This is a genomic window from Dyella kyungheensis (assembly GCF_049913195.1).
Taxonomy (GTDB): Bacteria; Pseudomonadota; Gammaproteobacteria; order Xanthomonadales; family Rhodanobacteraceae; genus Dyella; species Dyella kyungheensis.
Genome location: NZ_CP183983.1, coordinates 1466859 through 1478548, shown reverse-complemented (window position 1 = coordinate 1478548; position 11690 = coordinate 1466859). Strand labels below are relative to the sequence as shown.

Annotated in this window: 14 protein-coding genes; 5 read left to right on the top strand and 9 right to left on the bottom strand. The window is 64.2% G+C overall.

From position 1 onward, the window contains the following. Positions 1 to 35: 35 nt before the first annotated feature. From ACN9MB_RS06405 to ACN9MB_RS06395, 3 genes are read left to right on the top strand one after another with little or no spacing between them, the layout of a single operon-like run. Entirely contained in the window at positions 36 to 836 is an 801-nt protein-coding gene (locus ACN9MB_RS06405; protein ID WP_426271159.1) for a cytochrome C assembly family protein, read from the top strand. Positions 837 to 846: 10 nt separating this feature from the next. Then, on the top strand, positions 847 to 1707 hold the full coding sequence (gene purU, locus ACN9MB_RS06400) for a formyltetrahydrofolate deformylase (protein WP_426271158.1): 861 nt from the start codon (positions 847 to 849) through the stop codon (positions 1705 to 1707). An 11-nt stretch (positions 1708 to 1718) separates the two neighbouring features. After that, complete coding sequence (locus ACN9MB_RS06395; protein WP_204635224.1) at positions 1719 to 2327, top strand: glutathione S-transferase N-terminal domain-containing protein; 609 nt, start codon at positions 1719 to 1721, stop codon at positions 2325 to 2327. Between the two features lie 121 nt (positions 2328 to 2448). On the opposite strand, the gene radA is transcribed toward ACN9MB_RS06395, so the two are convergent. The 9 genes from radA to ACN9MB_RS06350 all read right to left on the bottom strand — a co-directional run bounded on the left by radA (position 2449) and on the right by ACN9MB_RS06350 (position 9210). Beyond that, complete coding sequence (radA, locus tag ACN9MB_RS06390) at positions 2449 to 3831, bottom strand: DNA repair protein RadA (RefSeq protein ID WP_426271157.1); 1383 nt, start codon at positions 3829 to 3831, stop codon at positions 2449 to 2451. Between the two features lie 105 nt (positions 3832 to 3936). Then, positions 3937 to 5025, bottom strand: a complete 1089-nt coding sequence (alr, locus tag ACN9MB_RS06385; RefSeq protein WP_426271156.1) for an alanine racemase — start codon at positions 5023 to 5025, stop codon at positions 3937 to 3939. Between the two features lie 203 nt (positions 5026 to 5228). Continuing rightward, a complete protein-coding gene (locus ACN9MB_RS06380) occupies positions 5229 to 5444 on the bottom strand; it encodes a hypothetical protein (protein ID WP_204635221.1) in 216 nt (71 codons plus the stop codon). 10 nt (positions 5445 to 5454) lie between these two features. After that, the gene (locus ACN9MB_RS06375) at positions 5455 to 5607 is read right to left on the bottom strand and encodes a DUF3309 family protein (protein WP_204635220.1); all 153 of its coding nucleotides are present in this window, start codon (positions 5605 to 5607) and stop codon (positions 5455 to 5457) included. A gap of 151 nt (positions 5608 to 5758) precedes the next feature. Beyond that, positions 5759 to 7186 carry a replicative DNA helicase gene (locus ACN9MB_RS06370; RefSeq protein WP_426271155.1) on the bottom strand — a complete coding sequence of 476 codons (1428 nt, stop codon included), beginning with the start codon at positions 7184 to 7186 and terminating at the stop codon, positions 5759 to 5761. Positions 7187 to 7474: 288 nt separating this feature from the next. Then, the gene (gene rplI, locus ACN9MB_RS06365) at positions 7475 to 7924 is read right to left on the bottom strand and encodes a 50S ribosomal protein L9 (RefSeq protein WP_426271154.1); all 450 of its coding nucleotides are present in this window, start codon (positions 7922 to 7924) and stop codon (positions 7475 to 7477) included. Positions 7925 to 8031: 107 nt separating this feature from the next. Continuing rightward, a complete protein-coding gene (gene rpsR, locus ACN9MB_RS06360; RefSeq protein WP_017462785.1) occupies positions 8032 to 8262 on the bottom strand; it encodes a 30S ribosomal protein S18 in 231 nt (76 codons plus the stop codon). 14 nt (positions 8263 to 8276) lie between these two features. Beyond that, complete coding sequence (gene rpsF, locus ACN9MB_RS06355; RefSeq protein ID WP_121878540.1) at positions 8277 to 8714, bottom strand: 30S ribosomal protein S6; 438 nt, start codon at positions 8712 to 8714, stop codon at positions 8277 to 8279. A 169-nt stretch (positions 8715 to 8883) separates the two neighbouring features. Then, a complete protein-coding gene (locus ACN9MB_RS06350) occupies positions 8884 to 9210 on the bottom strand; it encodes a HesB/IscA family protein (RefSeq protein ID WP_121878538.1) in 327 nt (108 codons plus the stop codon). Positions 9211 to 9343: 133 nt separating this feature from the next. On the opposite strand from ACN9MB_RS06350, the gene asnS reads away from it, so the two are divergent. After that, entirely contained in the window at positions 9344 to 10759 is a 1416-nt protein-coding gene (asnS, locus tag ACN9MB_RS06345; RefSeq protein WP_426271153.1) for an asparagine--tRNA ligase, read from the top strand. A 14-nt stretch (positions 10760 to 10773) separates the two neighbouring features. After that, positions 10774 to 11661: a hypothetical protein gene (locus ACN9MB_RS06340; RefSeq protein ID WP_426271152.1), complete on the top strand. Its 888-nt coding sequence runs from the start codon at positions 10774 to 10776 to the stop codon at positions 11659 to 11661. Positions 11662 to 11690: the final 29 nt, after the last annotated feature.

Below are 11690 nucleotides of genomic sequence, written 5' to 3'. Positions count from 1 at the left end.
CCCCCATTGAGCCGCCCATGCCACACTCGCCCGCTATGACTGCCATCGTCCTCTTTGCCCTGCTCGCCGTCGTGCTTTACCTCGTCGCCGCGACGGCTCTGGCCCGCCCGCTGCTCGGGGGCGGGCAGCCGCTGAACCGTTCCGCGCTGGTGCTGGCGGGCGCTGCCGTGTTGATTCATGCGGGCACCTTGCTGAGTGCGCATCGCGGCTCGCTGGACCTGCATTTCTTCTCCGCGCTGTCCTTGATGGCCTGCGTGGTTTCCGCGCTGACGCTGGTGGTGAACATCTGGCGACCGGTGGCGGGACTGGGCGTCATCGTGTTTCCGCTGACCGCGCTGCTGCTTGCGCTGGACACGTTCGCGGCACCCGCCACGGCGCCGCTACCGCTGGAGTGGCAGATCAAGCTGCACGTCACCGTGGCGCTGCTGGCCTTCAGCGTGCTCTCGATCGCCGCTGCCCTGGCCATCCTGCTCGCGGTGCAGGAGCGCGCGCTGCGCCATCGCCAGGTGGGCTCCTGGATGCGCGCGCTACCGCCGCTGACGCTGACGGAAACGCTGATGTTCCGGCTGATCGGCGCCGGTTTCCTGCTGCTCACGCTCACCCTGCTCACCGGCATCCTGTTCGTGGACAACCTGTTCGGCCAGCACCTGATCCACAAGACGGTGCTGTCGATCATCGCGTGGCTGGTGTTCGGCACCCTGCTCATCGGCCGCTGGCGGCATGGCTGGCGCGGTCGCAGCGCCGTCAATCTCACCCTGGTGGGCATGGGCGTATTGCTGCTTGCCTTCTTCGGCACCAAGGCGGTGCTCGAACTCATCCTCCATCGCACGCCATGAAGCGCATGCCATGATCATTCCCGGCCAGTTCGTCCTGACACTTTCCTGTCCCGACCGTGCTGGCATCGTGGCGGCGGTATCGAACCACCTTGCCGCACAGGGCGGCAACATCATCGAGGCGCAGCAGTTTGGCGATGCCGAAACCGGCCGCTTCTTCATGCGCCTGGTGTTCGAAGATGCCGAGCGCGACTTCGCGGCGCTCGAGCAGGGCCTGGAGGGTTTCGCCAAGTCGCTGGCCATGCAGTGGACCCTGCGCAACCGGGCGCAGCGCCGGCGCGTGATGCTGCTGGTGTCGAAGTTCGATCACTGCCTCGCGGACATCCTCTACCGCTGGCGCATTGGCGAGCTGCCGATGGATATCGCGGGCGTCATCGCCAACCATCCGCGCGAAACCTATCGCCATCTCGACCTGGATGGCATTCCTTTCCACTACCTGCCCGTCGACAAGAACAGCAGGGCCGAGCAGGAAGGCGTGCTGGACGCACTGATCGAACAATCCGGCACGGACCTGGTGGTGCTCGCGCGCTACATGCAGATCCTCTCCAGCGAGCTGACGCGCAAACTGGCCGGTCGCTGCATCAACATCCACCACTCGTTTCTGCCGGGCTTCAAGGGCGCGCGCCCCTATCACCAGGCCTACCGCCGCGGCGTCAAGCTGATTGGCGCCACCGCGCATTTCGTCACGGCCGAGCTGGACGAAGGTCCGATCATCGAGCAGGACATCGAGCGCGTCACCCATGCCGATACGCCGGAAGACCTGATCCGCATCGGCCGCGACATCGAACGCCGCGTACTTGCGCGCACCCTGCGCCTCTACCTCGACGATCGCGTGCTGCTCAACGGCGGCAAGACCGTCGTCTTCCATTCCTGACGGAGGTTCTCGTGGAACTGATCGGCATGCTCGATTCACCCTACGTGCGTCGAACCGCGATTTCACTGCGACTGCTGGGCATCCCTTTCACGCATCGCTCGATGTCGGTGTTCCGGCATTTCGATGAGTTCCAGCGCATCAACCCGCTGGTGAAGGCGCCCACGCTGGTGCTGGACGATGGCGGCATGCTCACCGAGTCCGGACTGATCATCGAGTGGGCCCAGGCGCAAAGTGATCGCGCGGCACTGATGCCCACGGATGCAGCGGACCGACAACGCGCACTTCGACTCACCGGCATCGCCCTCGCAGCCAGCGAAAAAGCCGTGCAGATCGTCTACGAAGACAAACGCGATGCGGACAAGCGCGACGAAGGCTGGATGAAACGCGTCAAAGGCCAATTGCATGCGGCCCATGATTTGCTCGAACGCGAACTGCGTGGAGTCGATGGCTGGATTTTTGGAAGCTCGCCGAGCCAGGCCGATGTGACCATCGCCGTCGCCTGGGGCTTTACCCAATTGGTGGCGGCCGATGTGATCGATGCGAAGGCTTATCCGCAATTGGCGGCCTTTTCAGCGCGCGCCGAACTGCATCCGGATTTTGCGGCGCTGCCGCCCGTATAAGGCGGCAGATCTACTGTGGGAGCGCACCCTGTGGGCGACAAACCTACGAAGCCGTGCACCCAAGCGGGGCTGTCGCGCACAGGGTGTGCTCCCACAAAAAACCGCGCTGCGGCTGGCGGGTTCAGCGGCAGGCGTCGATCGCTTCCGACAAGCGTTCCACTGCGACAATTTCCATGTCGCCGACTTTCGACTTCTTCGGCGCATTGGCCTTCGGCACGATAGCCTTCTGAAACCCGTGGTGCGCCGCCTCTTTCAAGCGCTCATCACCATTGGGCACCGGCCGGATCTCGCCCGACAAACCCACCTCGCCAAACGCGACAGTCTTCTCCGGCAACGGTCGATCACGCAGCGACGAGAGCACGGCCAGCAGCACGGGCAGATCGGCTGCGGTCTCCTGCACGCGAATGCCGCCCACCACGTTGACGAACACGTCCTGGTCGTACGCGGCCACGCCGCCATGCCGATGCAGCACGGCCAGCAGCATGGCGAGGCGATTCTGCTCCAGGCCCAGCGCAACGCGGCGCGGGTTGCCCAATGAGGACTGATCCACCAACGCCTGCACTTCCACCAGCAAGGGCCGCGTGCCTTCGCGCGTCACCATCACTGCACTGCCCGAGGTCGGGCCGCTATGGGCCGAGAGGAAAATCGCCGAAGGATTGGGCACTTCGCGCAGGCCCTTCTCCGACATCGCGAACACGCCCAGCTCGTTCACCGCGCCGAAGCGATTCTTGAAGGCGCGCAGCACACGGAAGCGGCTGCCCGACTCGCCTTCGAAATAAAGCACCGCATCCACCATGTGTTCGAGCACGCGCGGGCCGGCAATGCCGCCTTCTTTCGTCACATGACCGACCAGGAACACCGAGGTGCCGGTTTCCTTGGCGAAGCGCGTGAGCTTGGCCGCCGATTCGCGCACCTGGCTGACCGAGCCCGGCGCCGCGGTAAGCAATTCCGTCCAGATGGTCTGGATGGAGTCGATCACCAGCACGCGTGGGCGGGTACTCAGCGCCTGTTCGATGATGCGTTCGATGCAGGTTTCCGCCAGCGCATGCAGCGGCGCCAGCGGCAGATCCAGTCGCTGCGCGCGCGAGGCCACCTGGCCGAGCGATTCCTCGCCCGTCACATACACGCTGGGAATTCGCGCGCCCAGCGTTCCCAGCATCTGCAGCAGCAGGGTCGATTTGCCGATGCCCGGATCGCCGCCGATCAGCACCACCGAACCGTCCACCAGACCGCCGCCCAGCACGCGGTCCAGTTCGCCGATGCCGGTGAGCGCGCGGGTCTCCGCATCGGTTGCCACGGCGGTCAGCGGCGTCACCTTGGGCGAACCGGCCGCGGCGCCTGCGTAGCCGGTGGTGCTGCGTGCCGCACCGGCGGATTTCACGGCGGGCTGCACCACGATTTCGCTCAGCGTGTTCCACACACCGCAGTCCACGCATTGGCCCTGCCACTTGGAATGCTCCGCGCCGCAGTCGGTGCAGACATAGGCGGTCTTGGCTTTGGCCATGCTTGGGTTCCTGATCGGGTGCGCGAGCGAATGGCCCAGCTTAGCGGGCCGGCATCGCATACCGCGAGACATTCAGCCGTGGTGGGTTGAGCGCGTTCGGCTCGCTCAGTCTTCGTCTTCCACGAACAGCACCCGCTTGGTCATGCCGCAGGTCAGGTCGTAGGAGATCGTGCCCGCCTGGGCGGCGATGCGTTCCACCGGCAACTCCGGTCCCCACAGCGTGACGCGGTCGCCCACTTTCGCCTGGGGTGCGTCGCGAAGATCGAGCGTGATCAGATCCATCGACACGCGGCCAATCAGCGGCACCTGACGATCGCCCACCCGCACCGGGGTGCCGGCCACCGCGCTGCGCGGATAGCCATCGCCGTAGCCCACGGCAGCCACACCGACAGGCATGTCTTCGGGGCAGGTCCAGGTACCGTTGTAACCGATGCGCTCACCCTTGCCGATGCGATTGACGGCGATCAATCGCGTGCTCAGCGTCATCGCCGGACGGAAGCCGAAGTCGGCGCCGGTCTTGCCATCGACGACGGACAGGCCATACAGCAAGCCGCCCGTACGCACCCAGTCGCCGCGGGCTTCGGTCCAGCCCAGCAGCGCCGCCGAGTTCGACAACGAGCGCGGCCCCTGCAACGAGTATGTCGCCTCGTTGAAACGGAGGATCTGCGCGGGCGTTTCGCTGCCGTCGAACACTTCGGATTCGGCGAAGTGGGTGAGCAGTCCGATCTCCGGATCGATACCGGGCATCGCGGCCAGTTGTCCGTGGACGAACGCGACGCTTTCCGGCGCAAAGCCCAGGCGATGCATGCCGCTGTCCACCTTCAGCCAGACGCGCAACGAACCCCGCGATGGCGACGCTTCCTTCAACCAGTGCAGTTGTTCTTCATGATGGATGGCGGCATCGAGATTCAGCCGCTGCATCTCGGCGATGTCGCTGGCGCGATCCGGACCGGACAACACCACGATGCGCTGCCGATGGCCGGCCGCGCGCAAACGCAATCCATCGCCCAGGGCGGCCACCGCAAATGCATCCGCCTCGCCGTCGAGTGCACGCGCCACGCGTTCCAGCCCATGTCCGTAGGCGTCGGCCTTGACCACCGCCATGACCTTGGCAGGCGCAGCCAGCTGCTTGATGCGGGCCAGGTTGTGGCGCAGGGCGCCCAGATGGATGGTGGCAACGGTGGTGCGGCTCATGCGGGCCTGGCGCCCGGCGTAGGCGCGGTGAGGAAGGTGGAAAAGATGGGCCGGTTGGCCTCGGACAGGGCTGGAAGCTTACCAGCCTTGGCCGCGGCCATCCGGCCCGACGCGCCCAACCTAACCTTCCAGCCCGGCGCTCCCGGGGCGCTCCCGTGGCATTCCCCGGGCAATGGCTACCCTCACCGATAGCCCTACCCAACTCAGTGCGTATCGCGCGAATTGCAACGTTCGATGGCCACGCGACGCGCCTTGTCGTATTCGTGCTGACTCATCGCACCGGAAGCCAGCGCGTCCTGCAGGTCGGTCATCTGCTTGCCGCAGGTGTCGGTGTTCTGCACCACGCGAGTCGTACTGCCGCAACCGGCCAGGGCCAGGCATACGACGATCAGCGACGCGGGAATGATGGTTCGTTTCATGGCATCGTCCTCAGATAACGCCCAGTACCAGCAAGACGATCAGGATGATCAGCACCAGGCCCAGTCCACCGCTGGGGCCATAACCCCAGCTGCGGCTATACGGCCAGGACGGCAGCGCGCCGAGCAGAAGCAACACGACGATGAGTAGAAGAATGAGCGACATGTGTTGTGCCTCGTTCGGGAAAACCGGTAACGAGGTTGCGCTGGATGATGTGAATCCCGTACGGGATTCGTGTGCACTCCGCGCATAGGGACACGGCGGTACAGGTGCCGTTCCTGTAACGAAACGGCACCTGTACGCGTTGGGTGCAGGGTTACTCGAACGCGCCGACGAAGGAATCGGGCGCGTAGTTCTCGAACTTGGTGTAGTGACCGAGGAAGGTGAGCTTCACCGTATCCGTCGGACCGTTACGCTGCTTGCCGATGATGATTTCGGCCAGGCCTTTGTCCGGCGATTCCTTGTTGTAGTACTCGTCGCGGTAAATGAACATGATCACGTCCGCGTCCTGTTCGATAGCGCCCGATTCGCGCAGGTCGGACATCATCGGACGCTTGTCGGCGCGCTGTTCCAGCGAGCGGTTCAACTGCGACAGGGCAATTACCGGGCAATTGAGTTCCTTCGCCAGGCCCTTCAGCGAGCGCGAGATTTCCGAGATTTCGGTAGCGCGGTTTTCCTTCATGCCGGGCACCTGCATCAGCTGCAGGTAGTCGATCACGATCAGCCCGAGCCCACCGTGCTCGCGATGCAGTCGGCGCGAGCGCGAACGCAGTTCGACCGGCGACAGGCCGGGCGTGTCATCGATGAAGATCTTCGCCTCGGACAGCAAGGCGATGGCATTGGTGACGCGCGGCCAGTCTTCCTCGGCGAGGTCGCCGTTGCGCAGATGCTGCGCGTGGATGCGGCCGACCGAGGAAATCATACGGAAGGCCAACTGCGAGGCGGACATTTCCATCGAGAAAATGGCCACCGCCTTCTTGCCGCGCATCGCCGCTGCTTCGGCGATATTCACCGAGAACGCCGTCTTGCCCATCGAAGGGCGCGCCGCGACGATGATCAGGTCGGACGGTTGCAGGCCCGAGGTGAGTTCGTCCAGGTCGGAAAAGCCGGTGGAGATACCGGTGAGCTGGCCCTTGTTCTCGAAGCGCTCGGAGAGGATGCGGAACGCGTCCTTCACCGCCTCGCGCATCGACACGGTGTCTTTCTTGCCGCGCGCACCGGACTCGGCGATCTTGAAGACGGCCTGCTCGGCACGCTCCAGCACCTCCTGCACGCCCATGCCATCGGGCTGGTAGCCGTCCTCGGTGATGCCTGTGCCGGCGTCGATCAGCTGGCGCAGTACCGACTTCTCGCGCACGATTTCCGCATAGGCGGCAATGTTCGCGGCACTCGGCGTGGTATTGGCCAGTTCGATCAGGTAGGCAGCACCGCCGACCATGTCGGCCAGCCCGTTGGCGTCGAACCAGTCGCCCAGGGTCACCGCGTCGCACGGCATGCCCTTGCCCGCCAGCTCGGTGATGGCGCGCCAGATCAGGCGGTGGTCCTTGCGGTAGAAATCCTGCTCGGCGAGGCGGTCGGCCACCTTGTCCAGCGAATCGGGCGACAGCATGAGGCCGCCCAGCACCGCTTGTTCCGCGTCGATCGAGTTCGGCGGTACGCGCAGCGCGTCGATGTTGGACAGGGGTTTGCGCTCGGAACGACCGCGGCGCTCAGGGCGGTCGGAACGATCGGAAACGAAGGACATCGCGATTCCTCGCAGCGAAAGGCTGCATTGCCGGCGGCGGACGTTGGCTACAGAGCATACGCGGCGCCATCTCAGGCGACGAGACGTTAACCTGTGGAAATCTGTGGATAAGTCGGGATTTTCTGTGGATGGATGGCAGAGCGGCAAAGGGTGAATGGTAAAAAGTGAAGAGAGAGCGGGAGCGTCGGCGCGTGGCTCTCTCCTTTTACTCTTCACTATTAACCCTTCACCAAAACAAACGGGCGCCAGCGGCGCCCGTTTGTTTCATCCCAAAGGGATCGAAGCGGCTTACTTTTCGCCGACAACGATCACCTTGACCTGGGTCTGCACGTCGGCGTGCAGAGCGATCACGACCTCGAACTCGCCGGTGTGGCGGATCGGGCCTTCGCCCTGGATCACTTCGCCCTTGTGCACGTCATGACCGGCGGCCTCGAGGGCCTCGGAGATTTCGCGCGGGCCGACCGAGCCGTACAGCTTGCCTTCCGGACTGGCGTTGGCGGTGATGGTCACCGTGACGCCTTCCAGCTTGGCCTTGCGGCCTTCGGCACCGGACAGCTGCGAGGCAGCCTTGGCTTCGTACTCGGCGCGGCGCTTCTCGAAGGCTTCGAGGTTGGCGGCGTTGACCGGCACGGCCTTGCCCTGCGGCAGCAGGTAGTTACGGCCATAACCCGGCTTCACGCTGACCTTGTCGCCAAGGTTGCCGAGGTTGCGGACTTTTTCGAGAAGAATCAGTTCCATGGGTATTCCTTTTCGTTAGCACCGGTGTGGCCCGGCGCAGCCTGGACGGTTGTCCGAAGAGTTTTCAGCTCCCTCGCCCCGCAGGGGAGAGTGAGCTGAAGCACGACTTAGACGTCGTGGTTATCCGTGTACGGCAGCAGAGCCAGGAAGCGGGCGCGCTTGATAGCGGTCGCCAGCTGACGCTGGTAGCGAGCCTTGGTGCCGGTGATGCGCGACGGAACGATCTTGCCGTTCTCGGTCACGTACTGGCGCAGGGTGTTGAGATCCTTGTAGTCGATCTCTTTGACTTTTTCGGCCGTGAAGCGGCAGAACTTGCGGCGGCGGAAGAACTTGGACATGTCTGTGCTCCTGATCAGTCGTCGCTGTCGCGATCGTTGTCACGGTCATCGCGGTCACGGCGTGCCGGACGCTCATCACCATCGCTGTCGTCATCGCGGCGACGCGAGGACTTGGCGTCATCCTTTTCCTTGGACTTCAGGATGAAGGACTGCTCGGTATCGGCTTCGTCACGGCGAACCACCAGGTGGCGCAGCACGGCGTCGTTGAAGCGGAAGCCCGACTCGAGCTCGTTCAGCGCGTTCTGGCTCACTTCGATGTTGAGCATGACGTAGTGAGCCTTGGCCAGGTTCACGATGGGATACGCCAGCTGGCGGCGGCCCCAGTCTTCCAGGCGGTGGATCTTGCCGCCGTCGGTCTCGATCAGCGCCTTGTAGCGCTCGATCATCGCCGGAACCTGCTCGCTCTGGTCAGGGTGGACCAGAAACACGACTTCGTAATGTCGCAGGGACATCGTGTGGTAACTCCTTGTGGATGCGGCCCTTTCAGGCCTGGCAGCCTCCCGCACTATGCGGTGAGGCAAGGTTCCATCCATGCCTTGACGGCTTGGACAGAAGCGGAAGTGTAAGGGATTTCAGGGATTTGGGGCAAGCAGATGACGACTTGCCTGCGCGCGAGGCTTCTCAGCCGACGGTGAAACTCTCGCCACAACCGCATTCGCCGGTGGCGTTGGGGTTGTGGAAGACGAAGCTGGCGTTGAGGCCCTGGCGCTGGAAGTCGATCACGGTGCCGTCGATCAGCGGCATGCTCTTGCCGTCGACGATCAGCTTCACGCCGTCCACTTCCACCGTCTCATCGCCCTCGCCCACCACCTGGGCCAGGTCGACCACGTAGCCGAAACCGGAGCAGCCGGTCTTCTTCACGCCAAAGCGCACCCCGGCGGCACTGGGCGTGCCGGCAAGGAAGGAGCGCATGCGTTCGCTGGCGGCGGGCGTGATGGTGATGGTCATGGGCGCTGCAACTACCGGAAGGAGAGATTGTCCGAAATCAGACGTTAAGGGTCGAACCTGAACGACCCGTCGTTTATGATACAGGGTTCGTCTTACGTGCCGATATGCGGCACTCAGCAGGAGTTTCAATCCAATGACGGCGGTTAGCCCGATTCTATCGAGCGTGAAGCAGGCTCTTTCCGGCAGCATCGTTGCCGGCAGCACCGTGACCGTGCGCGGCTGGGTCCGCACCCGGCGCGATTCCAAGGCGGGCCTGTCGTTCGTCAATGTGAGCGATGGCTCCTGCTTCGACCCCATCCAGGCCGTGGTCACCAGCGAGGTGGCCAACTACGAGAGCGAGGTGAAGCACCTCACCGCTGGCGCGGGCGTGATCGTCACCGGCACGCTGGTCGCTTCGCAGGGCAAGGGCCAAAGCTTCGAGATCCAGGCCAGCGAGGTCATCGTCACCGGTTTCGTCGACGATCCGGAAACCTATCCGATCCAGCCCAAGCAGCACTCGATGGAATTCCTGCGCGAAGTGGCGCACCTGCGCCCGCGCACCAATCTGTTCGGCGCCGTGACCCGCGTGCGCCACACGATGATGACAGCGATCCACCGCTGGCTCACCGAGCAGGGCTTCTTCTGGATCAACACGCCGATCATCACCACCTCCGATGCGGAAGGTGCGGGCGACATGTTCCGCCTGTCCACGCTGGACCTGGCCAACCTGCCGCGCACGCCGGACGGCAAGATCGATTTCCGCAAGGATTTCTTCGGCCGCGAAGCGTTCCTCACCGTGTCTGGCCAGCTCAACGTCGAGGCCTACTGCCTGGCGATGAGCAAGGTGTACACCTTCGGCCCGACCTTCCGCGCCGAGAACTCCAACACGCCGCGCCACCTGGCCGAGTTCTGGATGGTGGAACCGGAAATCGCCTTCGCCGACCTCAACGCCAACGCCGACTGCGCCGAAGGTTTCCTCAAGGCCATCTTCAAGGCCGTGCTGGACGAGCGTCAGGACGACATGGCGTTCTTCGCCGAGCGCGTGCAGCCCGATGCGATCAGCCGTCTGGAAGCCTTTATTGCCGAACCGTTCGAGCGCATCGATTACACCGAGGCGGTCGAGATCCTGAAGAAGTCCGGGCAGAAGTTCGAATTCCCGGTCGCCTGGGGCATCGACCTGCAGACCGAGCACGAGCGCTATCTCGCCGAGAAGCACGTCGGCCGCCCGGTGGTGGTGATGAACTACCCCGAGCAGATCAAGGCGTTCTACATGCGCCTCAACGACGACGGCAAGACCGTCGCCGCAATGGACGTGCTCGCCCCGGGCATCGGCGAGATCATCGGTGGCGCGCAGCGCGAAGAGCGCCTGGATTACCTTGATCGCCGCATGCAGCAATTCGGTCTCGATCCCGCCACGTACGGCTGGTACCGTGACCTGCGCCGTTACGGCACCGTGCCGCACGCGGGCTTCGGCCTGGGCTTCGAACGCCTGCTGGTGTACGTGTGCGGCCTTTCCAACATCCGCGATGCCATCCCCTTCCCGCGTGCGGCGGGGACGGCCGAATTCTGATCGACGGTTCCCTCATGCGCTCTCGACTGATCACTACCACTGCCCTGCTCGCGCTCACCGTGCTGGTGAGCGGCTGCCACAGCGTGAAAGATCTGGTGCCGCCCAATTTTCGCGCGCCAGAGACCTCCGATGCCGGCCTCAAGCAGGCGAAGGACGCCTTGCAGCAAGCCACCCCGTGCTGCACCACCTTTGCGGACTTCTCCTACCAGGACGCGCTGCCCTGGCAGCCGAAGAAGTTCGCCCTGGGCCCGGGCAGCATGGTGGTCAATCTCAACGGCGACCGCAGCTACTTCCTCAGCTTCAGTCTGCCGCGCGAATCGCAGGTGCCGTACCGCGTGGCGGTGAAATCGGAATTGAATGGACGCTGGTTGCGCGCCAGCTACCTGTTCGCGCCGACGGTGGTGGTGCTGGACGACGCCTTCCAGCCGATCGACAGCAAGGACGTGAGCCTGTGCGAACACATGGGCTGGACCGATGCCACCACCGGCGCGTTCGGCAGCGTGGACATCACCGATAAGCGCGCGCGCTATCTGGTGCTTTACAGCTCGGCCAAGCAGCAGTCCAGCAGCACCTACTGGGAGCAGTCGCCTGCTGCGTTCTCGGCCGAGGCTCCGGTGAAGATGGCGGCCGCCGGTTCGTTCAAGGTGCCGCACGGCCCGGACGGCACGGTGTGGATCGGCATGATGGACAAGACCTATCAGGACGCCGTGAACAACGCCATCTGCGCCAAGCCCGAACAGGGCAATGGCGTGTTGAGCACGCTGCGCGAAGCGATTCCGCTGCCGGGCCTGGGCAACAATGCCAGCAAGTCCGACGCGACCAAGGCCACGCCCACGCCCGCACCCACGAATTCCAGCAACAACGACACCACGCCGGCGGCGAGCACTTCGGCCAAGGGCTGAATTCGCATCGGCGGGACGTTACCCACCAC